Below are 26,450 nucleotides of genomic sequence, written 5' to 3'. Positions count from 1 at the left end.
AAACGGAATATGAAACGCACCTCGATCAATGCTCACAAACCATAGAAATACCTATCTCCTGCCCTCGTTTCATCTTCTTTTCCAACCTTTCCAATGGTTTGATCTCTTTCTCTGATTGTTTCTGTTACTTTGAATGACAACACAAACACAACAGACAATTACAATGAAAAAAACATCACTATTACTTGCCTACATTGCTCTGGCACTTTCTGGTGTCGCACACGCTGACCAGCTAGAAGACATTCAAAAATCAGGTACTCTGCGTGTGGGCACCACAGGTGACTACAAGCCTTTCTCTTACTTCGATGGTAAAAGCTACTCTGGCTACGATATCGACGTTGCACAGCACATCGCGGAACAATTAGGCGTTGAATTGAAGATTGTTCGTACCACATGGAAAGATCTACTGGCCGATCTAGACGACGATAAGTACGACATCGCAATGGGCGGCATTACACGTAAAATGCAGCGTCAGTTAAACGCGGAACAAACTCAAGGCTACATGACCTTTGGTAAGTGTTTCTTGGTTGCGAAAGGCACCGCAGAACAGTACGACAGCATTGAGAAAGTGAACCTTTCTTCTGTTCGTGTGGGCGTGAACATTGGCGGCACTAACGAGATCTTTGCCGACGCGAACTTGCAGAACGCAAGCTTCACACGCTACGAGAACAACCTCGACGTACCGAAAGCAGTAGCAGAAGGCAAAGTTGATGTGATGGTAACAGAAACGCCTGAAGGTCTATTCTATCAAGTAACTGACGAACGTCTTGAAGCGGCACGCTGCGAAACTCCATTCACCAACAGTCAGTTCGGCTATCTGATTCCTAAAGGTGAACAACGTTTGTTGAACACGGTGAACTTCATTATGGATGAGATGAAATTGAAAGGTGTTGAAGAAGAGTTCCTGATCCACAACTCCCTTAAGTAACTCTTTTCAATTTATACCGTAACAAAAAAGAGGCCAGCAATGCTGGCCTCTTTCGTTATGGTTCAATGGTTCGCTTTAACCGTGAGTTATCACATTCTGCTGTACCAATGCATCCAGAATGTCCGAAGGCATGGTGCTACTTAAGGTTAGCTGTGGCGCAAGGTCTTCAACCACAATCACCTGTTCCGTAGTACCTAAGCCATCCGGGTTGATCGTAAGCTCAATATCATCCCCGTCCACTTTCGCGTCTATTTGTTGTAGCAACGCGGTCATGTCTGGAGATGTATTTTTAAGCTCCGGCAACACTTCTCTCAAGTCAATGCTGTCCCCTTCCGACAAATCAAAGTCGGTAATCGTATCTTCAACACCATCTTCGATGTTAAGCCATACGAACGAGTCCATACCATCACCACCAGTCAGAATGTCTGAGCCTCCGCCGCCAATCAGGGTGTCGTTACCGTCACCGCCAACAAGCGTATCGTCACCTGCGCCACCTTCAAGTCGATCATTCCCTGAACCACCCGTTAAGTCAGTCGCATTAGCACCAGCCAGTAACTGAACATCATCGGTTTCCGAAGCCAAGTTAATATCAACTGCGTTAGACACAATGTTCAAGTTAAGGTCAATCGATGCAGAGGTTGCTGTATCGTTGTTGTCAGTTTCTTCAGAAACCGCCTCGACTTTCAGTGTGTAGTTACCTGGAGTTTGAGAAAGCCCAACCGCTTGCAAGCTTTCAATTGCATCTGCCGTTGCTACCCAAACACCACCGCCAAGATCCGTCACAGAACCCGCAGCACTGGTGATTTGAGCGCCAGCAGGTACATCACTGATATGCAGCGTTAGCTCTTCTGTAATGTCCGTTAAGGCTGCGATAATCCCAACTAAAGGAATGCCACTCGCACTCACAGACTGACTCGCAGTAATGTTTCTCACGTAGTTAGTCGCACTATCGATAGACAGGGTTGGTGCATTCGCCACTGGCGTCACCGCGATGTTGTAAACCACAGGTGCTGTCTCTATCGCAATACCTGAAGGGTTGCCGCTGTCTTTGGCGACAACTTCTAATCCAATGCTATTAGTTGGAGACAGGCTCGCATCAAGGAAAACACCATTTGGACTGGTTGGCGTATCAATCAACGCATTCAGGTCACTCAATGTCCCCACTAAGATGACTGAACCCGTGTTGTTGCCGTTAACAACAACCGTCGTCACTGCTGGAAGTGATACATTCAATGTACCGTAATCCACCGTCAGCGTGACGGTCATCAGATCATCAGAAAATGTATCTACATAATCAGGGTCACTGATATTGATACCACTCAACAGTTGACCAGCATCCTCGTCAATAACCGTAGTGACACTGTCACCATTAACGACCGGTGTATCGTTCACTCCATCGACAATCGCGGTGATCTCCGCTGTATCCGTTAGGAAGTCATTAGCGCCGTTGGTTGTACCATCATCCTCTACGGTATAGGTAAACTTAACGTTGCCGTTGTATTCATCAGCTGCCGTAAATACCCAGTATGGGCCAGTGATCGTAGCATCATCAGCACCACCTACGTTCTCGAAGCGTTGTAGTTGACCTTGGCCTTCATCGAGCGCCAGATTAGTCACGGTAATCGTGTCGTTTTCCGGATCGCTCGTCGCAGCAATTAAATCGCCCTCTTTGATGATCAACTGACCTTCTTCAAGGATGTTGCCTAAGTCGATGTCCGTTGCTACAGGAGCGTCATTCACTTCCGTTACTTCAAGACTAATTTCAGCACTGTCGGTTAGGAAGTCATCCGCGCCATTAGTTGTACCGTCATCAGTAATTGAGTAATTGAATTTAACGTCACCGTTAAAGTCGTTGTCCGCTACAAATAGCCAGAATGGTCCGGTAATCGCCGCGTCATCGGCGCCACCTGCATTTTCAAAGCGGGTTAGTTGACCTTGGCCTTGAGTCAGGGTCACACCCATGACGGTGAGGTTGTGGTTTTCAAGATCAGAGCTTGCTGCAATTAAGTCACCTTCAACGATAACAAGCTGGCCTTCCTCGGCAATCGAACCTAAATCAACATCTGTCGCGACAGGCGCATCGTTCACTTCCGTCACCTTAATGGTGAACGTAGTTTGATTAGTTTGAGCCGTATTCGGATCACCCGCGTCAATCAAGCCGTTATTACCACCATCATCGAGCGTTGCATTGATCGTGACTAAACCACTCTGGTTGAGGTAATTCTGGTCTGGATCGGGTTTGAACGTCACTGCTCCATTGGTCAATGCGGTATTGATATCGGCTTCTTTACCGGTAATCACCAATGAGCCACCAGGTTGCAATACAAACGTCACGTCAGGTGAGCTCGTAAACTCAAACACACCTTGCGCTCCCGGAAGTGTTTGATCGACTTGCAACGTAAGAACATACGGAGCGTCTGGATTATCAAAGTTAGCATCAACGTCGTAGATACTAAAGTTGTCGATAGCAACACTAATGTCTTCCGATGTTTCAATATTCGTTACGTTCACAAAGATCGGTTGATCGTTAATAGGATCAATCACCAGATCAACATCGAAGCTGGTTGGCGTCCCCAAATATTCGGTGTTATCAGCGTCAGTATCCACAGAGCGAACGGTAATCTGCAGCGGGCCATTAATGCCTAATACATTACCCGTATCGCTATTGTGTTCACCTGAATTGAATACGATCTTATCGAGCGACTGTGCAGGAACATCAAGTGTCCAAAGCTGCGTAACTGGATCATAACTAGCCAAGGTTGTGCCGTCTGGATAATAGATAGAGGCATCTTGAGGAACGCCCGCAACTTCTACTCGAAGTGTCTCTGGTGCATTCTCGGTATAAGTGCCGTTGCCCGTTGCAGATAGCTCTTTATCCAAAATCGTCGCATTGATTTCGATATCAATGTTTTGACCTTCGTTACCTGTCACAGAATCTGTTGGATTAGTATCAACATCATCACCCACAGGTACCACATGCAGCTTAAAGCTTGGCAGATTTGATGCTGCAGTAGGCACACCCAACAAAGATTCTTGAGTAAATACGGCAACACCAAATTCAGCCGTACCACTGAAGTCCTTAGGCGGTAAAATCGAAATCTCACTCAAGTCGAACGATAACCCTGATGCTTGAGGTAGTTGAACACTCCACTCACCACCACCATTATTCTTCACCGTGTATGCCGAACCAGCATCTGCACGCATCTGGAAGCCATCAGGTACATCTGTAAACTTAATCGACACAAACTGTTCTGAGCTATCAAGGTCAGTCAGTGCAATCGATACAGGCCCTGTGCCCGACAAAGAAATCAGCTGGTCCTCAGTACCCGTAATCTCGATAACATCAGGATCGCTACCCGGGCCAGTGACAGACACGTCATCCACCACAGGAACGACTTCAAAACTGACATTGGTAGAGAAAGTATCGGTATCAGTCGCGCTGCCAGTTGGCGAAGCTGCATCATTGTATGTAGCAGTATCGGTAATCGTCCCGCTGACATTCACTTGCACCTGATTTACGTCATTATCTGTTGGGTAATTTAACGCCGGTCGGAATAGTACATTATCCAACGCGCCTGCATTAATCTCAGCTTCATTAAAGGTCACCGATGTGCCAAGCGATACCCCTGCGCTGGTATAGAAAGCCCCAACACTCGTGTCATTTAACGTCAGTGTGATAGAGGTGAATTTTTCGTCACCACCTTCAACTCCGCTTACTTGGTCATCAATGGTCGAGCTGAAATCAAGTTGGATATAGGTATCTTCGTAGCCGACTGGATCTTGCCCTGCTTGACCGTCGGTATCGACAGGGTTAAACGAATCGTCAAGCGAACCAACGACAGTAACGTCAATATCTGGGTTACCTTCAACATCAGGAGCAACTTTAATGACTACTTCTGTCACTAGAGTTTTCTCATCCCCCGACAATACGTCTTTAGTTACTATCGTCAACGGCAACCTAAAGTCGCCGGAGTAGTCGGCTGGTAAGTTAAGCAGTAGTCCAGAGAGGTCGGTCGAGACCCCTTGATCGACGGTAGTCTGGAATACATATTTGCCATTAACAAAGTCTAGGTCGCTGCTTCCCGATAAACTAATTGGGAAGGTGACTTCGTTCACCGCTCCTGGATTAATGGTCACACTGTCATCAATAATGATGGTCACTTGATCAGTTGAGTCATCTTCGCCCGAGAAAGTAATTAAACCATTCAATGCCGTACCTAGATCTAACTGGGTGTCCTCAATCGCATCAACAACACTGTCTGGTGTTATATCAATATCGGCTGCAACCTTAGTACTCCCAGCCACCACTTGAGGGAATGACAGAGTGACTTCTCCGTCCCTACGAGCGGCCGTAGATGACTCAACCTCAGCACCATCACCTCGGTCTATTACCGTGCTAAAGATATCCATCTTGATGTCATTGAACCCTCCTGCCCCGCTGTTTCCTGAAGGAAGAACAAGGCCGTTCGATGCACTGATGCTAAATATGTCTTCATTCGTTACAACCCAGCGCCCATTGCCTTCATAAGCAGCGCCAATAACGAGCAGTTGATTGAGTACAGCATCTGATAGCTCCGAACCGTCCACGTTTGTTAATTCAATAACTAACTGGTCAACTTCTTCGATAGCGGACGAAGCATCTGTTTCTTGATATCGAATGACGAACTCATCCGTAACCGATGTATTATCGCTGTTGGTTGTGAACTTAAGCACGCCAGTGTTTGCATCAGCAACTACGGTTGCTAGTGCTCCAGTACCCAGCACATCATCGACGATAAGCTTGTTGCTAGCGTCTTTCGGCTCAACGACTGGACGTACGATAACATCAATCGAGCCCGTGATTGTCGCGGTAGCGATGCCCTGACCAGGATCAGTCGCATCAACATACTCATGATCTCGCTCTTCGATCATGACAACCGTATTAAGCGTAAAGTCGGTGCTCGAGTCTTGTTCAGGTGTGATCTGAATAAAATTATTGTTCAGTGCAATTTGAGTAAACTCTTCTGCCGTCTGTCCACTCTTCGGCGTAATGGTTAAAGTGCCTGCTGAAGCATCGTAAACCCAAGTTACATCGCCATTAACCACAACACTTTCAACATCTGTCGGAATGGCACTGATCACAATAGAAGTGAAATGCTCATCATCATCAATATAATCAGTACCCTCTGGGTGCCAATCAATACTGATCGCCGTATCTTCATCGCCATTAGTGACTGTGCTGTACGTCGCTGAGGTATCGATTCTAGGTTCGACTAACACTCGCACTTCTTGGTCAAACGTAAGCGTATGACCGTCATTCTCAGTCACGATCACTTTACCCTGAATGTGAATGTTCTCTGTTGAAGAATCGACAGGTCTGATGCGGATTCCTGAGGTTTTACCTGCGTCAGTGATGTTCGCTTCGTAGATAGGTTTAGAAAGATCGGGGCTACCACCCGGACCGGTTTCGTAACCGACAAAGTTAAGGTCAATAATGGTACCGTCACCGTCTTCCAGAATAACGCCATCAGGAATACCCGAGAGGATAACGGTTATGGATTCTGAACCATCGTCAGGTAATGGGGTTTGATCTACTGCTGCAGGATCAGGTCTTCTCTCTCCCGACAACACGGTGAAATCAAGCTCGGCGTAGCTGTCTCCATTCTGGCTCTCTTGGATCGTGGTTTGAACACCAGGTGTTGTGCCATCGGTGATTGCTGTCCAAGCCGTACCGTTTGTACCGCCATAAGGAATATCTGCAACCCCTTTAACCTCAACGTTAACCGTTTTAGTTCCTAGGATTTCTTCATCAACTTGTGCACCAGTAGAGAGGTTCGCAGTGTCTTTAACCACACCGGTTACATCAAAAGTAAAATCGACATTGCTGTGTTTAGTTGGAACAACCTCAACATTAGCCAAATCGGAATATGCGATTTCTTGATAATTGGTACCATTAACGGTAGGAACTACCGTGGTTGTACCTACAAAGTAAAGCACTGCGCCTTCTGTGATATTACTGATACGGACAAACAGTTCTTCAGAGCCATCTGTGTCCACCGACCCTGTCATGGTAATGACTTCGTCTAACGTGAATGCGTCTTTGTTGTCCAAAGGGCCAATGTAATCAGGGTCATCGATATTGTCTTCGTTGATCTTGATACGACTCACACTGAATTTTCCTGGGTCGGCGTCAGCAGTGACATCAATAATGATGTTTTGCTCTACAGAACGAGCTTGAGTTTTATCATTTGCTCCGCCATTGGCGGTATCTTCATAAGGGTTCAGTGTTTCCTTTGTAACCGCTATTGCTTTGAATTCAATCTGACCAGAGAAGTTATCGATCGGGTTAACTACGGTGCTGTTAATGTCTTCTGCCGCTATTTCATATACACCATCCGTCGTCAGCGTAAGCACATTGCCGTTCTTATCAAGCAGCTCGAACTTCCCATCACCTTGAACAGCCTCAAGTTCATAGGTAATCGTCTCAGTATTACTGTTATCTTGCGACTCTGCGTTCAGCTGCAAAGTAACGTTGTCTTCATCTTCGTTCACTTGATAATGATAAGTGCTGTTGGAATCATCCCAAGTCGCTATATCAGCCACCGCTTCAATCTCGATTCTGAAGTTTGAGTTGATGGTGTGATCCGTGGAGCCATTTTTCTCAATTTCAAGCTCATAACGAACTCGCCCACCAGTTTCATCCGAACTAGCGTGTTGGTCCGGAACAAAGAACAGGTTGTCTATCGTCGCGATAGTTTGTCTTGGTTCACTCGGGTTTGGAGCAAAGCTTTGTTCAAGTTCAGGAGAACCAAATATAATGCTTCCATTTGACTCAGGTACCAATTCAATGTAATCAGCACCATCAAAGTAATAAAAAGTACCTTGGTGACTATCACCTCCGTTCGGGCTTTTAATCGTCAACTGCCCAATAGATTCAGCATTATCTTGGTCATACAGACTAACTTGCAGCGCAACTTGAGCTGGTGCATTAGGCAAACCATTTTGGTTATCTTGAACGTTCTCAAGAGTCGGTTCATCACCCGTTGCGTAAGGTATCGTTAAATCTCTACCCGCATCCTCGAAGGTAGTCACTTTCAGCGCGATTCTTGTAGAGTCCCTATCTGTAATCGTGATATCTAACGGTGTTTCAGAGGTATCTAAATCGCCGTCCGTCGCAATCACGTTAATCGAGAAGTCGATGGTGTCAAGACCGTCATGATCGAGATAACCGTTAGCTCTGAATTCAACCTCGCCATTTGAGTTAATACGAAGTCGACCAAGCTGTCGAGTATCAACGCCTCCATTACCATCATCCGTTTGCTCGTAAACGCGAACCTGTTGGCTGCCAATGTTTAAATCGAAGTCACTACTGTAAGGCCCACTGTTCTCAGCTCGGAAAACAATTCCACTTCCGTCAAAGGCCTCAATTTTGCTCAGTACTGCGCCATCAGAACCCACATCAGTCGCATCAGCAAACATATCGACTTTAGAACCATTATAGTTCTGACCTTCAATACGAGTAATCGACTGAGTTGTCACTAATGGAACATCATCCGTCACTGTGATTGTCAGATTGATTGCGTTTGATTGGTCTTGGTCAAAGTCTTCAGCCACGACCGAGAAACCAAGTTCGATGTTGTTTTCATCGGCACCATCAGGGTGTTTAAGAGGTTTAAACAATTCAAACTGATAGCTGTTATCCGAGGTATCGAAAATAATCTCGAACACGGCCTCATTGCTGGTCACCGTTTGAGCAACATAGGTAAACGTGCTTCCTGAGATAGAAACAGGCAGCCACTCTAAATTTTCCCCATCGGAAGTTAAGCCAGTCAGAACCAAATCTTCATCGACTAATTCGTACTTAACAACACCATCAGCACCTTCATCGACCGTGAACAGTCCATTAATAACGGTATCTTCAGATTGATCCGAACCTATGCCTGTAAGATCGTCTTCATCGACAACCGTTTCGCCCGTCGGCGCACTCATTACTGGCGCATCGTCTAGCACCTCGATTGGCAATACATATTGGTTAGAATCATCGCCGTCACCATCAACCGCAACGACATCAAATGGAATCGTTAAGGTATTGGAATTCGGGCTTGTTGGATGGTTTAGAGGACCTAGCAACGTAAACGTATAAGAGCCGTCATTCGCTAGCGCGAGCGTGAAGATAGGAGTTCCACTTGTCGTCGTACCTTGATAGGTCGTTGTGTTGGCGGCACCTGTGACTTCTGTAATAGAAATCGCTTCAGTTCCAGAGGTCAATGTCGCTTCAAGCGCAGAGATATTACGCAGTTCGTAAACCTCTACTTGGTCTGCACCTTCTGTGGTAACAAATGCACCTGTTGCTTGAGAAATCGCAGAGCCGAGATCATCTTCATCAACCACAAATGTGCTGGTCGCTGTCGTATCGGTAATGACAGGCACATCATCGGTGATAGTAACGGTCAAAGGTTTCATCACAGAGTCGGTATTGTCTTGGTCGACCGCGATCACTGGCAGAGTGAATACTTGATCGTTGTTGCCTTGCACAGGCAGATGATCGAGCTCTTCCAACAAAGTGAAGGTGTATTCGCCTAGCACTACACTATTAAAAGTGATGGTAAAGATATCCGTTTGAACACCCCCACTCTCAACGAAACCAATATAGGTTCCGCTGTTGGCTGGATCTTCTTTAAGCTGAACCACTAGGCCATCCGATTTCAAATCACCAGACGTGTTGAACTGAGTGGTATCAATACGGAAATAGCTCACATCATCACTTCCCGCTGTGAAAGCAATGGTTTCAGTTTGGCTCACAGGTAAGCCCGGTGAAGAGCCATCAACCAAATTGGCTTCAGCCAACGCGACAGTCGGTACGGTGTCGATAGTTGGTGGCGCGCCATCGGCAATAGTTAACGTCACTGTAGACGTCACGATATCGCCATCTTTATCTTCAGATGTCACCGTAATGGTCTTGACGATATCGCCACCTGAGTGGTCTAGATTGCGGTTAGGTTCAAAACGTACATCACCTTCGAGTGTGATAAACAAAGAACCTTCTACAAATACAAATTCTTGCTCACCAGTGTTCGTTTGTACCAAGGCTGTTTCAACTTGATTGTCATACACAAATTTAGTGACTGTCGCGCCATCTGCACTTTGCGCAGGCATCACATCAAACGTTGTTGTGGTCGGCGTGCCCGTACTTGGCTCTGTGATGTTGAGCGCACCTGATTGCATCAGCTGAACATCATCGGTGATGGTGACAGTCAGCGGTTTAGACGCTGAAATATCACCATCGGTATCTTCTGCATAAACAGAAAGATCAAAGCTCAGATCGTTATTTCCTAAACCATCAACATGATCTAAACGTTCAAGCAAAGTAAACGTATATTGGCTTGGGTTCGTGTCATCAAAATCTAGAGTGAATATGGTTTTCTCCACACCCATTCCATCAGTGGTAAAGGCAATGTAGTCGCCAGAGTTTGCAGGATCTTCACGTAAACTCAGTGACAAACCATCCGACTTCAACGCGCCGTTAGTATTGAATAGCCCTACTTCCACCACTATTTCAGCAATATCATCACTGCTTGCAAGTGAAGTAATGGTTTGAGTGATACTCACAGGATTTACACTAGGCGTCGAACCATCCGCAAGTAAGCTTTCTGACAATGCCACACCCGGCACAACGTCGATTGTTGGTCCATCACCATCAACAATGGTGAGCGTAACCGTCGACGAAAAGATATCGTTATCAAAGTCTGAAGACGTGAACACGATTGACTTAACAATGTTCCCTGCAGAGTGATCAAGGTTTCGATTTGGCTCAAACCTTACATCACCATCTAATGTCACAAACAATGAACCTTCAATGAAAACAAACTCTTGTTCGCCACTGATGTTCTGATTCAGAGTAATTGGAGAACCACCGTCATACGTGAACTGCGTAATGTTCGCGCCGTCTGCACTTGGTATTGGCATCACATCAACGGTAGTTGTTGTTGGAGTACCAGAATTTGGCTCGGTAATGGTTAAGAAGCCATCTTGCATTTGCTGGATGTCATCTTCTATCGTAACCACCACATCGCGCTTTGTTGACTCAGAATCATCGGTATCAACAGCATAGATAGGTAAGCGGAAAGTAAGGTCGTTGTTGAGCACGCCATCAAGGTGATCAAGCGCCTCAATCAAGGTAAGTGTAAACTGAGCTTTGTTTGCACTATCAAAGCTAATGGTAAATACATCGGTAACGTTACCCATACCATCATCGGTATAACCAATGTAGTCACCAGCAGAAGAAGGATCTTCTTTTAGTTGAACAACAAGACCACTTGATTTCAACAGATCGCCAGGATTGAATTCGTTGGTCGCAATTCTAAAGTGACTAAAATCATCACTTCCTTCGGTGTAAGTGATTGTATGAGTCGAACTTACCGGAGAACCAGTTGGCGTAGAGCCATCCGCTAGGTTGACTTCCGATAAGTTAACATCTGGAACCACGTCAATAACGGGATCGATACCGTCTTTGATCGTTAAGGTGACATCCGCGGTATCTGTATCGTTATCAAAATCACTGGTGGTGACGACAATCGTTCTTACAATGTCGCCGGATGAATGGTCAAGATCTCGGCTCGGTTCAAAACGAACCTCCCCTTCAATGGTGATGTACAGTAAGCCGTCGGTTACTGTAAAGACTTGTTCTATAGAGATGCTTGGGTCTAACGTTACAGCGGTGCCACCATCGTAAGTAAACTGTGTCACTTTCGCGCCATCAGCACTCTGCGTTGGCATAACATCAATGATTGGCGTCGTTGGTGGCGTACCCGATGCCAAATCAGCTAATGAAGGCTCGATGATACTCAAGGTACCATCTTGAACGCCTTGTACGTCATCGGTGATCGCAACCGTCATAGGCGACATTGCAGAATCATCACCATCCGCATCAACCGCTAAAACAGGGACATCGAAGCTTAGTATATTGTTTTGTAATCCATCTACATGATCTAACGCTTCAAGCAGTGTGAACGTGTATTGCCCTAAATTGCTCGTCGAGAAGCTGATCGTGAAGACGTTGGTTTCTACGTTAGAACCGTCTTTGACGAAGCCAATGTAATTACCAGAATTAGCTGGCTGCTCTTTTATTTCGACATCTAGGCCGTTCGATTTCAAAGCCCCTGAAGTATTGAACTGCGTAGGGTCAATTCTGAAATGGCTTACGTCGTCACTACCCGCTGTGTAGGTAATGGTTTGTGTCATTGTCACTGGATTACCGGTTGGCACAGAGCCATCGGCCAGATCCACTTCAGATAACGCAATTCCGGGAACAAGATCGATAGTAGGAAGGTCACCATCAACAATCTTCAGTGTCACGGTAGATGAGACGATATCGCCATCGAGGTCAACAGACGTCACCTCAATCGACTTGGTAATATCACCACTCGTGTGATCTTGATTTCGCACAGGCTCGAATCGTATCTCACCTTCTGTGGTAATAAATACAGAACCTTCAGTGAACACAAACTCTTGCTCGCCATTCACATTGAGATCAAGGCTTTCTGCACTGTTTCCATCAAACACAAATGAAGTGATTTTTGCTCCATCTGCGCTCTGATTTGGCATCACGTCCAGAGTATTCGATGTTTCGACGACTCCAGCAGGCTCACGACTGGTTATTGTGCCGCCTTGCATCAACTGCACATCATCACCAATAGTCACGCCAAGCTGAGAGACTAACGAATCGTCGCCGTCACTATCCACCGCATACACAGGCAGATCAAAACTCAGGTCGTTGTTGCCACGTGCATCTTGATGATCCAAGGCTTCGATTAAGGTAAAGGTGTATTCACCTAAGGTTGTCCCAGAAAAACTCAACGTAAATACTGTGGTTACCGCATTCGACGAGCTGGTTGTAAATCCGATGTAGTTGCCCGACCCTTGCGGATCTTCACGTAATTCAACAGCTAAACCATTCGATGTGAGTGCATCATTGGTATTGAATTCTGTTGGTTCAAGGCGGAAGCGGACCACATCATCACTTTGATTAGTGAAGGTGATGGTTTCGGTTTGACTTACCGCACTGCCACTTGGGGCTGAACCATCCGTCAGGTTCGTTTCAGATAAGCTAACCGTTGGAATAACATCAATGGTTGGAATATCACCATCGGTGATCGTTAACGTAACGGTTGACGTGACTGAGTCTTTGTCGAAATCGCTTGAGGTCACCACTATCGACTTAACAATATCGCCGGCCGTATGGTCAAGATCTCGATTAGGCTCAAAGCGAACTTCACCTTCGAGGGTAATGTACAGTTTGCCTTCTGCGAAGATAAACTGCTGTTCGCCTGCAATATTTTGATCGAGGGTGTTTACGACGCCATCATAAGTGAACTGAGTGATGGTCGCGCCGTCAGCACTTTGGTTTGGCATGACATCAAAAGTAGCCGTGGTCGGTGTACCAGCCGCTAAATCAGCGACGGTCGGCTCGGTAATATTGAGCGCACCACCTTGCATGATTTGAACATCATCATCAATCGTTACATTAAGCTGCGATACCAGTGAATCATCACCATCACTGTCTACCGCATAAACAGGCAGATCAAAGCTCAGATCATTGTTCGCTAGGCCAGCAACATGGTCTAGCGCTTCAAGTAGAGTGAAAGTGTATTCACCTAACGTGGCTGAAGAGAAGCTAATGGTAAACACGGGGACTTCAGCGCTCGAACCGTTGGTAATAAAGCCTATGTAAGTGCCCGGATTAGCAGAATCTTCTTTTATCTCGACCGCAAACCCATTCGATTTCAGTACACCACCGACATTAAACTCAGTTGGTTCAATGCGGAAACTCGTCACATCATCACTTTGGTTAGTGAAAGTAATCGTCTCGGTTTGACTTACAGCGCTACCGCTCGGGCTAGAGCCATCGCTAAGGTTAGTTTCAGATAGAGTAACGCTTGGCACGGCATCGATGGTTGGGATATCACCATCGGTAATCGTCAGCGTAACCGTTGCTGTCACGGGATCGTTATCGAAGTCACTTGAAGTCACCACAATCGACTTCACGATGTCTTCGCTCGTTGTGTGGTCTAAATTACGATTTGGCTCAAAACGCACTTCACCTTCAAGAGTGATAAACAACTCACCTTCTGTGAAGCTAAATTGCTGCTCACCATTGTCAGTTTGATCCAATGTTCGAGTTTGACCATCATACGTAAATTGAGTGATCGTCGCGCCATCGGCACTTTGTTCTGGCATCACATCGATGGTATTGGTTGTCACTGTGCCGTCTGCAAGATTTGGTTCAGTGATATCTAACGTACCACCTTGCATGATTTGAACATCATCACCAATGGTCACGTTAAGTTGAGACACCAACGAGTCATCGCCATCGCTATCGACCGCGTAAACCGGTAAGTCGAAACTCAAATTATTATTTGCGAGGCCATCTACATGGTCTAGTGCTTCAAGTAACGTAAATGTGTATTGACCTAGATTTGTATCCGAGAAGCTAATGGTAAAGACGTTGGTTTCAACATCCGACGTGTCTTTAACAAAACCGATATAATCGCCAGCACTGTTAGGATCTTCTTTTAGCTGAACCGCCAAGTTGTTTGACGTTAACGTACCTAGAGTATTGAACTCTGTTGGCTCGATACGGAACGACTCAACATCGTCACTCTCATGAGTAAACTGAATGACTTTGGTGTCGCTGACCGCAGAGTTAGATGGATCAGAGCCATCGGCTAGATTCGTTTCAGATAGTGAGATTGGCGGAATCACGTCAATGGTCGGAACATCACCATCGGTAATGGTCAGCGTCACTGTTGAGGTAAGAACGTCATCATCGCCATCGCTTGATGTCACAACGATATTTTTAACAATATCGCCTGCTGAGTGGTCTAAATCGCGGTTCGGCTCAAAGCGCACTTCCCCTTGAGTCGTAATAAACAGTGAGCCTTCCGTGAAAGTAAACTCTTGCTCGGTCGCATCATTCGGATCTAGAGAGTAAGCGGTGCCGTCATAGGTAAATTGAGTCACGCTCGCGCCATCAGCACTTGCGGATGTTAATACATCGAAAACGGATGTCGTTGGCGTACCTACAGCTAAGTCAGCCACAGTAGGCTCTTCAATTGTCAGTTCGCCACTTGCCATAACTTGAACATCATCAGTAATCATCACCGATAGTGGTGACATTAACGAATCATCACCGTCGCTATCGACAGCGTAAACAGGCAAGTTGAATGTTAGATCGTTATTGCCTTGAATCGGTGTGTGGTCAATCGCTTCCAGAAGCGTGAAGGTATACTCACCCAAAGTGGTACTGCTGAAATCGAGTGTAAATACCGTGGTTTCGACATTCGAAATATCAGTCGTGAAACCAATGTAATTACCTGAACCTGTTGGCTCTTCTCGAATCTCAATGATCAAGCCATCGGACTTGAGCGCATTGTTAGTATTAAACTCATTTGGCTCTAAACGGAATTTCTCAACGTCATCACTTTGATTAGTGAAAGTGATGGTTTCTGTTTGGCTCACAGCACCAACGATTGGAGAAGAGCCATCTGCTAAATCTGTTTCAGCAAGCGCGATGCTTGGCACCGATTCAATCGTTGGGATATCACCATCAATAATCGTCAGTGTGACAGTGGCCGTTTCAACATCGATATCGCCATCGCTTGACGTAAAGACGAGAGATTTAACGATATCGCCATCTTCGTGGTCTAAATCACGGTTTGGCTCAAAGCGCACGTGACCTTCGATGGTGACGAACACATCACCCTCAGTGAACGTAAATTTCTGCTCACCTGTGATTGTTGGATCTAGAGTTTGAGCGGTACCACCGTCATAAGTGAACTGGGTAATCACTGCGCCATCGGCACTTTGCGCCGTCATTACATCAATGGTATTGGTCGTCACCGTACCGTCAGCTAAATTCGGCTCGGTAATATCCAGCGTACCATTCGCCATGATTTGGACGTCATCACCAATATTCACATTAAGCTGAGACACCAATGAGTCATCACCATCTGAGTCGACGGCATAAACTGGCAAGTCGAAGGTCAGCACGTTGTTATCTAAGCCATCGGCATGGTCTAATGCTTCAAGCAGTGTGAAGGTGTATTCACCTAACGTAGTACCGGAGAAGCTTAAGCTGAAGACAGGAACGTCCGTTCCACCGTCATCAATAAAGCCGGTATAGATGCCTGAGTCTGCTGGGTCTTCTTTCAGTTCAACCGCAATGTTGTTCGACGTTAACGCACCACCCACATTGAACTCAGTTGGTTCGATTCGGAACTTCTCAACATCATCACTTTGGTTGGTAAACGAGATAGTCTCGGTTTGGCTCACCGCACTGCCGCTTGGTGTCGAGCCATCGGCAAGCTGTGTTTCTGATAGCGTCACGCTTGGTACGGATTCGATGGTTGGAATATCGCCATCAGTAATCGTCAGTGTGACCGTTGACGTCACCACATCGTTATCTAAATCACTTGAGGTCACCACAATCGATTTGACGATGTCTTCGCTAACCGTGTGGTCTAGATTGCGGTTTGGTTCGAAGCGTACTTCACCTTCAAGTGTGATAAACAGAGAGCCTTCAGTGAAGATAAACTCTTGCTCGCCGATATCCGTTTGGTCAAGTGTTAGTGGAGTCCCACCATCATAAGTGAACTCAGTAATGGTCGCACCATCAGCACTCTGCTCTGGCATCACATCAATGGTAGTTGTGGTCACCACCCCTACGCCCAGATCAGCGACGGTTGGCTCTTCGATATTCAGGATGCCATTGCTCATGCCTTGAACATCATCTTCGATGGTCACAGTCAGTGACGACATCACTGAGTCATCACCGTCACTGTCTACCGCATAAACAGGAAGATCAAAAGTCAGATCATTCTTCACTAAGCCATCTACATGATCCAACGCTTCAAGCAGGGTGAAGGTGTATTGACCTAAATTGGTATCCGAGAAGCTAATCGTAAACACGTTAGTTTCAACGTTCGAACCATCAGTCACAAAACCGATGTAGCCACCCGGTGTAGTTGGGTCAGCTTTCAGTTCGACCGCCAATCCGTTCGATTTCAGAGCACCACCAACATTGAACTCGGTTGGTTCAATGCGGAAGCTGGTCACATCATCACTTTGAGTGGTGTAAGTAATGGTTTGAGTTGAGCTAACCGCGCTGCTACTTGGTGCAGAGCCATCACTCAGATTGGTTTCCGACAAGTTCACTGTTGGCACATTATCAATAGTCGGGATATCACCATCGGTAATGGTCAGCGTAACCGTTGAGTTCAGCACATCGTTATCCGAATCGCTAGACGTCACCACGATCGATTTCACGATGTCTTCGCTCAGCGTGTGGTCAAGATTACGATTGGGCTCAAAACGCACTTCACCTTCAAGAGTGATGAACAGTTCGCCTTCAGTAAAACTGAATTGCTGTTCACCATTGTCATTCTGATCAAGTGTTCGTAGTTGACCGTCATAAGTAAACTGAGTGATCGTCGCGCCATCAGCACTCTGATTTGGCATCACATCAATGGTGTTAGTTGTTACTGTGCCAGTGGCCAAATCTGCGACGGTTGGCTCGACGATATCTAACGTACTATCTTGCATGATTTGAACATCATCGCCGATGGTCACACTTAACGGTGACATTATTGAATCATCACCATCACTGTCTACCGCATAAACAGGCAGATCAAAGCTGAGGTCGTTGTTGCCTCGAGCATCTTGGTGATCCAACGCTTCAAGTAAAGTGAAAGTATACTCACCTAATGTAGTGTTAGAGAAACTCAGCGTAAATACCGTGGTTTCGACATTCGTCGCACTAGTAGTAAAACCAATGTAGTCACCCGCCCCCGCCGGATCTTCACGTAACTCAACGGCTAAACCGTTCGATTTAAGATCGTCGTTAGTGTTGAACTCCGTTGGCTCAATACGGAAACGAACCACATCATCACTTTGATTGGTAAACGTGATGGTTTGAGTGGAGCTTACCGCGCTGCCACTCGGAGCAGAGCCATCGCTCAGGTTAATTTCAGAAAGCGTAACACTTGGAATAACGTCAATCGTAGGGTTATCACCATCAGTGATCGTCAGCGTAACGGTTGAAGTCACCGGATCGTTATCAAAATCACTTGAGGTCACGACAATCGACTTCACGATATCTTCACTCACCGTGTGGTCTAGGTCGCGGTTCGGCTCAAAGCGCACTTCACCTTCAAGGGTGATAAACAGTTCGCCTTCCGTGAAGCTAAATTGCTGCTCACCATTGTCATTTTGGTCAAGCGTTCGTAGCTGACCATCATAAGTGAACTGAGTGATCGTCGCGCCATCAGCACTTTGGTTTGGCATCACATCAATGGTGTTGGTTGTGATTGTGCCGTCTGCAAGATTTGGCTCGATAATGTCTAACGTACCATCTTGCATGATTTGAACATCATCACCGATGGTCACATTCAGCTGAGACACCAGTGAATCGTCGCCGTCCGTATCAACCGCATAAACAGGCAGCTCAAAGCTCAGATCGTTATTATCTAGGCCATCTGCATGGTCTAGCGCTTCAAGTAAGGTAAAGGTGTATTCACCCAGTGTGCTCGTAGAGAAGGCAATCGTAAACACTGGGACTTCAGCGCCCGAACCATTGGTAATAAAGCCAATGTAAGTACCCGGATTAGCCGAATCTTCTTTTATCTCAACCGCAAATCCATTCGATTTCAGTGCACCGCCCACATTAAACTCGGTTGGCTCAATACGGAAACTGGTCACATCATCACTTTGATTGGTGAAGGTAATCGTCTCAGTTTGACTAACTGCAGTGCCACTTGGCGCAGAGCCGTCATTAAGGTTGGTTTCAGAGAGAGTCACACTTGGCACGGCATCAATGGTTGGGATATCACCATCGGTAATCGTCAGCGTCACTGTGGAAGTCAATACGTCATTGTCTGAATCACTTGAAGTCACCACTATCGACTTCACGATGTCTTCATTAGCCGTGTGGTCTAGATTACGATTGGGTTCAAAGCGAACTTCACCTTCAAGAGTGATGAACAACTCACCTTCTGTGAAGCTAAATTGCTGCTCACCATTGTCAGTTTGATCCAGAGTGCGAACTTGACCGTCATAAGTGAACTGGGTAATCGTCGCACCGTCAGCACTTTGCTCGGGCATCACATCGATGGTATTGGTTGTGATTGTGCCATCTGCAAGATTTGGCTCAGTGATATCTAAAGTACCATCCTGCATGATTTGGACATCATCACCGATGGTTACGTTAAGCTGAGACGCCAACGAATCATCGCCATCGCTATCAACGGCGTAAACGGGTAGATCAAAGCTCAGATCATTATTTGCCAAGCCATCAACATGGTCTAACGCTTCAAGTAAGGTGAAGGTGTACTGGCCTAGCGTACTCGTAGAGAAGGCAATGGTGAACATTGGCACTTCAGTGCCCGAACCGTTGTTAATAAAGCCGATGTAAGTACCTGGGTTAGCAGAATCTTCTTTTATCTCGACCGAAAATCCATTTGATGTCAAAGCGCCACCAACATTGAACTCCGTTGGTTCAATACGGAAGCTTGTCACATCATCACTTTGATTAGTAAAGGTAATGGTTTGAGTTGAGCTAACCGCGCTGCCACTTGGTGCTGAGCCATCACTCAGATTTGTTTCTGACAAGCTCACTGTTGGCACATTATCAATGGTTGGGATATCACCATCGGTAATGGTCAACGTGACGGTTGAGGTCAGCACATCGTTATCGGAGTCACTAGACGTCACCACAATCGACTTCACGATGTCTTCGTTCAGCGTGTGGTCTAGATTACGATTAGGCTCAAAGCGCACATCACCTTCAAGCGTGATGAACAACTCACCTTCTGTGAAACTAAATTGCTGCTCACCATTGTCATTTTGGTCAAGTGTTCGAAGCTCGCCATCATAAGTGAATTGCGTCACCGTTGCGCCATCGGCACTTTGATTTGGCATCACATCAATGGTGTTAGTTGTCACTGTGCCAGCGGCCAAATCTGCGACGGCTGGCTCGACGATATCTAACGTACTATCTTGCATGATTTGAACATCATCGCCGATGGTGACGTTTAACGGAGACATCAATGAATCATCGCCATCACTGTCGACCGCATAAACAGGTAGATCAAAACTGAGGTCGTTGTTGCCACGGGCATCTTGGTGGTCCAACGCTTCAAGCAAAGTGAAGGTATATTCACCTAAAGTGGCGCTAGAGAAACTCAGCGTAAACACCGTGGTTTCTACATTCGTCGCACTGGTAGTAAAACCAATGTAGTCACCCGACCCCACCGGATCTTCACGTAACTCAACGGCTAAACCGTTCGATTTAAGATCATCGTTAGTATTGAATTCCGTAGGCTCAATACGAAAACGAACCACATCGTCACTTTGATTAGTGAACGTGATGATTTGAGTCGAGCTCACCGCGCTGCCATTCGGAGCAGAGCCATCACTCAGATTCGTTTCAGAAAGAGTAACGCTTGGGATAACGTCAATCGTAGGGTTATCACCATCGGTAATCGTCAGCGTTACGGTAGAAGTCAAAGAGTCGTTATCGAAATCACCTGAAGTGACCACAATCGACTTCACAATATCTTCATTCGTGGTGTGGTCTAGGTCGCGGTTTGGCTCAAAGCGCACTTCACCTTCAAGGGTGATATACAGCTCGCCTTCCGTGAAGCTGAATTGCTGCTCGCCATTGTCATTTTGATCAAGCGTTCTTAGCTGACCGTCATAAGTAAACTGAGTGATCGTCGCACCATCGGCACTCTGATTTGGCATTACATCAATGGTGTTGGTTGTGATTGTTCCATCAGCCAGATTTGGCTCGGTGATATCTAACGCACCATCTTGCATGATTTGAACATCATCACCGATGGTCACATTCAGTTGAGACACCAATGAATCATCGCCGTCTGTATCCACAGCATAAACAGGTAAGTCAAAGCTCAGATCGTTATTATCTAAACCATCCACATGGTCTAACGCTTCAAGTAAGGTAAAGGTGTATTCGCCCAGTATGGTCGTAGAGAAACTAATGGTGAACACTGGAACTTCAGCACCTGAACCATTGGTAATAAAGCCAATGTAAGTACCCGGATTAGCCGAATCTTCTTTTATCTCAACCGCAAATCCATTCGATTTCAGTGCACCGCCCACATTGAACTCTGTTGGCTCAATACGGAAACTGGTCACATCATCACTTTGATTGGTGAAGGTAATCGTCTCAGTTTGACTAACTGCAGTGCCACTTGGCGCAGAGCCGTCACTAAGATTGATTTCAGACAGAGTAACGCTTGGCACTGCATCAATCGTTGGGATATCACCATCAGTAATCGTCAGAGTGACCGTTGACGTCACCACATCGTTATCTAAATCGCTTGAAGTCACCACTATCGACTTCACGATATCTTCGCTAGCTGTGTGATCTAGGTTGCGATTGGGTTCGAAACGCACGTCACCTTGAAGAGTGATGAACAACTCGCCTTCAGTGAAGCTAAATTGCTGCTCACCATTGTCCGTTTGATCCAGTGTTCGAACTTGACCGTCATAAGTGAACTGAGTGATCGTCGCACCATCGGCGCTTTGCTCTGGCATCACATCGATGGTATTGGTTGTAATTGTGCCGTCTGCAAGATTTGGCTCAGTGATATCTAACGTACCACCTTGCATGATTTGAACATCATCACCGATGGTTACATTTAACTGAGACACCAGTGAATCGTCGCCATCGCTATCAACTGCATAAACAGGCAGATCAAAGGTCAGATCATTGTTCGCTAAACCATCCACATGGTCTAACGCTTCAAGTAAGGTGAAGGTGTACTGGCCTAAATTGGTATCTGAGAAGCTAATCGTGAACACGTTAGTTTCAACGTTCGAACCATCAGTCACAAAACCGATGTAGCCACCCGGTGTGGTTGGATCAGCTTTTAACTCGACTGCCAATCCGTTTGATGTGAGAGCGCCACCAACATTAAATTCAGTCGGTTCAATACGGAAGCTTGTCACATCATCACTTTGAGTGGTGTAAGTAATAGTTTGAGTTGAACTCACCGCGCTTCCGCTAGGTGCAGAGCCATCACTCAGATTAGTTTCAGACAAGTTCACAGTTGGAACATTATCAATGGTTGGGATATCACCATCGGTAATGGTCAGAGTGACGGTTGAGGTCAACACATCGTTATCGGAATCGCTAGATGTCACCACGATTGATTTCACGATGTCTTCGCTGAGTGTGTGGTCTAGATTACGATTAGGCTCAAAGCGCACATCACCTTGAAGCGTGATGAACAGTTCACCTTCTGTGAAGCTAAATTGCTGCTCACCATTGTCATTTTGGTCAAGTGTTCGAAGCTGGCCATCATAAGTGAATTGCGTCACCGTTGCGCCATCGGCACTTTGATTTGGCATCACATCAATGGTGTTAGTTGTCACTGTGCCAGCGGCCAAATCTGCGACGGTTGGCTCGACGATATCTAACGTACTATCTTGCATGATTTGAACATCATCACCGATAGTGACGTTTAACGGAGACACCAATGAATCATCGCCATCACTATCTACCGCGTAAACAGGTAAATCAAAACTGAGGTCGTTGTTGCCACGGGCATCTTGGTGGTCCAACGCTTCGATGAGTGTGAACGTGTATTCACCTAATGATCCAGAATTAAAGCTTAATGTGAATACTGGAGTTTCTACGTTCGTCGCACTGGTCGTAAAACCAATGTAGTCACCCGACCCTGCCGGGTCTTCACGTAACTCAACAGCTAAACCGTTCGATTTAAGATCATCGTTAGTATTGAACTCCGTTGGCTCAATACGGAAACGAACCACATCATCACTTTGATTGGTAAAAGTAATAATTTGAGTCGAGCTTACCGCGCTGCCACTTGGAACAGAGCCATCGCTCAGGTTAATTTCAGAAAGCGTAACACTTGGAATAACATCAATCGTCGGGTTATCACCATCAGTGATCGTCAGCGTAATGGTTGAAGTCACCGGATCGTTATCGAAGTCGCTTGAAGTCACCACAATCGACTTCACGATATCTTCACTCACTGAGTGGTCTAGATCGCGATTAGGCTCAAAGCGCACTTCACCTTCAAGGGTGATAAACAGTTCGCCTTCTGTGAAGCTGAACTGCTGTTCTCCTGAAATACTTTGATCCAGTGTGTTTACGACACCGTCATAAGTGAACCGAGTGATCGTCGCGCCATCAGCACTTTGATTTGGCATTACATCAATGGTGTTGGTTGTGATTGTGCCATCAGCCAGATTTGGCTCGATGATATCTAACGTACCGTCTTGCATGATTTGGACATCATCACCGATGGTCACGTTTAGCTGAGACACCAATGAATCATCGCCGTCCGTATCGACCGCATAAACAGGCAGATCGAAGCTCAGATCGTTCTTATCTAAACCATCTACATGGTCTAACGCTTCAAGCAGAGTAAAGGTGTATTCGCCCAAAGCACTTGTAGAGAAAGCAATCGTGAATACAGGAACTTCAGCGTTCAAGCCATCAGTAATAAAACCGATGTAAGTACCTGGATTAGCCGAATCTTCTTTAATCTCTACCGTAAACCCATTGGACGTCAGAGCACCACCGACATTGAACTCGGCTGGTTCAATACGGAAACTCGCCACATCATCACTGCCTGCAGTAAAGGTAACCGTCTCGGTAGCGCTGACCGCACTTCCGCTTGGAGAAGATCCATCAGCAAGGTTGGTTTCTGAGAGAGTAACAGGCGGGATCAAATCAATGATTGGATCTTGGCCGTCAGTGATACTTAGCTCAAGCGATGAAGTGTCAGTGTCTCCATCACCATCTTCAGCTAAAAACGAGAACTGTTTGACGAGAGTTTCACTGCTTGAGTGGTCGATATCACGAGCGACTTCAAAACTAAAATCGCCATTTAGTGAGATGGTTACAACACCCTCAGTAAAACTGAATGTTTGAACAGCATCTGGCAGCAAGCTCTGATCTAGTGAGTAATCAACACCATCATAGTTAAACGATTGAATTGTCGAGCCATCAGCGCCTTCGAAGTTGAACAGATTATACGAAACAATGGTATCGCCCGCTAAAGTCGGTTCCGTGACTGACTCAACTTTATCAACTAGCTCAACAACATCATCTGTGACATTAACGAGAATCTCTGCGGCTTCTGGTGTACTCGAACCGCCAGATAGTGCAGAACGATCTCCATCCGCATCAACGGCATAAATTGGAAATGCAAAAGTTAGCAGCGCATCTTCAGCGCCTTGATGAGAAAGTTCTTCATAAAGATTAAACTCATAGTTCCCCAATGACGGGCTATCGACTTTAACGTCAAAGACCGTAATTCTCGAACCATTGACCTCAACATAACCTTCGTAAGTTCTTACACCGTTGGTTTCATCAACCAACTCGAGTAGCACCGCCTCGCCATTTGAAACTAAGCTGCCACCGGTATTAAATTCTGCCGGTTCAAGTTCATAATGGTCGATGATGTCACTTTCAAAAATATCCGCGGTAATACTGCCGCTGCCAGACACTGCCGCCGTGCCCTCTTGTGAGCCGCCAATGATGCCTGCTTCATCGACACTAATACTGTCAACATTGGTAATGACTGGGCTATTGCCATCAGAGATAACAATGTTGATGTTATTGGTTACAACATCTTGGTCGAAATCGGTAATGGTTATAGGTAAATCGAACGTCAGTGAATCGGTACCCACTTGTTCTATTGGATTAAACTGCTCGAATTTATAAGTACCATCGGTATCTAGCGAGATAGTAAGAACAACCTCACCTCGGCCTTGAATGGACAAAGTGATCGTTGCCCCATCATCAGATAGCCTTGCAAGCGTATTTTGATTATCGCTGAGCAACCCATCAAACTGGTCCAGTGCACCAGCATCAAATACAGCTGATTGAAGATTATCACTACCAATATTGGAGAACGTTCCTTCAATTGCTGCACTGCTAGTTTCTACGTTACTGATATTCACACTTTCAGCAGACGGATCGCCCCCATCAACCACGGCAACTTGCGCATTAATTGGTGTTGCTAATGGGTTTCCGGCGGTGTCTTCACCTTGAATATCAAAAGTGATGTTAATTTGATCGCCTGTATAGGAAACCTGACCACCGCCAACCGACGGTACATGATCAATCGGCTGGGAAATCGTTGTGGTTAGAGAAAGCTCAATGTTATTGCCAACACTGACGGCATCAATGTCGATACGTAATACTTCGTCGGTACCTTGAACACCAACGATAGAATTAGTCGTCGCGTCATAGGTGAAGATAACGGACTGACCACTTGAAGTAATGTCGCTGTTTAATTCACTAAGTAGTGAAGCGAGGGATAAAGTTTCTGGAATGAAAGAGTTAGGGGCGAGAGCTAAACTACCAGCAATAATCGTTTCTGTCGTTGTTACAGATTGGGGATAGGTATTGCCAGATATGGAGCCTTCAGTCAGTGTTTCACTGATTGATTGGCCACCTGATGAACGAGTGATAGATCTGAATTCTTCTCTGTCTTCATCAACAGTTTGTTCTGCTAGACCAGCGGTCTCAAAGAAAGTCGATGGATGAGTTTCAGTGTAGTTATAGTCAATCGTCACAAAGCTAGCATTTGCAGAACCTAGTCCGCCACCAGCAGCCGTTGCTTCTAAGATTTGAGTCGGATCGGCACCACCTAAAATGGCTTCTTGAATTGCAGCAAGGTCGTCTTCAGTAAAGGTTTCTGCATCTGATTGCTGTAAGTCAAAATTAACCTCACCAGCTATTGGGGCATCTACCCATGCAGCGTTGTCATCAACACAACCGACGCAATTCTCTGCAACCGGAATCGAATCATTCTGAACGCCTAATACAAGCTCTGACTTGTTGGCCGTAATCACGATCTCATTTTCACGGATGGTATCGCCAACTGAAACTTTTCTTGCGCTGCCGTCTGGCTTAACTACGACGACATCTCCACTCGTTGCTTCAACTACCGCAACCTGGCGCGAAACTTCAATATCCATACATCCCCCGTTGTCACAAAGCACTATTTTTAAGCGCTGTGAAAATTATTTGTAATAGCAATTTCAGGTTTTAATTGAACGCATACTTAGCTCTCATCAATGGCAATCCATCGTTATGCCCAATCGGCTTGAAAAGAGAGAAGTATTTCACCTGTTTTTTTATAGTTTACTTACCCTTAAGCCTAGTCTTCCCCATAAAAAATGCCATGTCTGTGCGAAGAGACATCTTTTCGCAAATCCAAGTATTCTTTCAAGGCTTAAAAACCCTAGTCAAAAGTTAGTAGGATGCTGATTAATATGCAAATGAGCGCGCAATATAAATACACATCTTCGTTTTATAAATATATACAGTAACAAAGTTGATAAATCATTAGCGAATACAGGGCATTAATAGCGGTAAGCTCTGCATCCTTAGTAAAGCAGAGGCAAGTCCCATCTTTGAGACACCTCTCAGAATCAATGTGATGATTTTTCGCTCACAAATCATGAGATAGACCGTAGAATA

2 protein-coding genes are annotated in these 26,450 nt (G+C 45.9%); one reads left to right on the top strand and one right to left on the bottom strand.

Annotated elements, in window-relative coordinates:
• Nucleotides 1-163 precede the first annotated feature (163 nt).
• Nucleotides 164-928, top strand: a complete 765-nt coding sequence (locus AB4133_RS11675; RefSeq protein ID WP_372224528.1) for a transporter substrate-binding domain-containing protein — start codon at nucleotides 164-166, stop codon at nucleotides 926-928.
• 75 nt (nucleotides 929-1,003) lie between these two features.
• On the opposite strand, the gene AB4133_RS11670 is transcribed toward AB4133_RS11675, so the two are convergent.
• Nucleotides 1,004-25,945: a retention module-containing protein gene (locus tag AB4133_RS11670; protein WP_372224526.1), complete on the bottom strand. Its 24,942-nt coding sequence runs from the start codon at nucleotides 25,943-25,945 to the stop codon at nucleotides 1,004-1,006.
• Between the last annotated feature and the right edge of the window lie 505 nt (nucleotides 25,946-26,450).

Origin of the sequence: Vibrio sp. 10N.286.52.F8 (assembly GCF_041468745.1) — a bacterium.
GTDB classification, from domain to species: Bacteria; Pseudomonadota; Gammaproteobacteria; order Enterobacterales; family Vibrionaceae; genus Vibrio; species Vibrio crassostreae_C.
This window is presented reverse-complemented; position numbering and strand designations above follow the sequence as displayed.

Excerpts from the sequence above, each read along its gene's own strand:
- AB4133_RS11675 (WP_372224528.1), top strand. The coding sequence starts at position 164 with ATGAAAAAAACATCACTATTACTTGCCTACATTGCTCTGGCACTTTCT.
- AB4133_RS11670 (WP_372224526.1), bottom strand. The coding sequence starts at position 25,945 with ATGGATATTGAAGTTTCGCGCCAGGTTGCGGTAGTTGAAGCAACGAGT.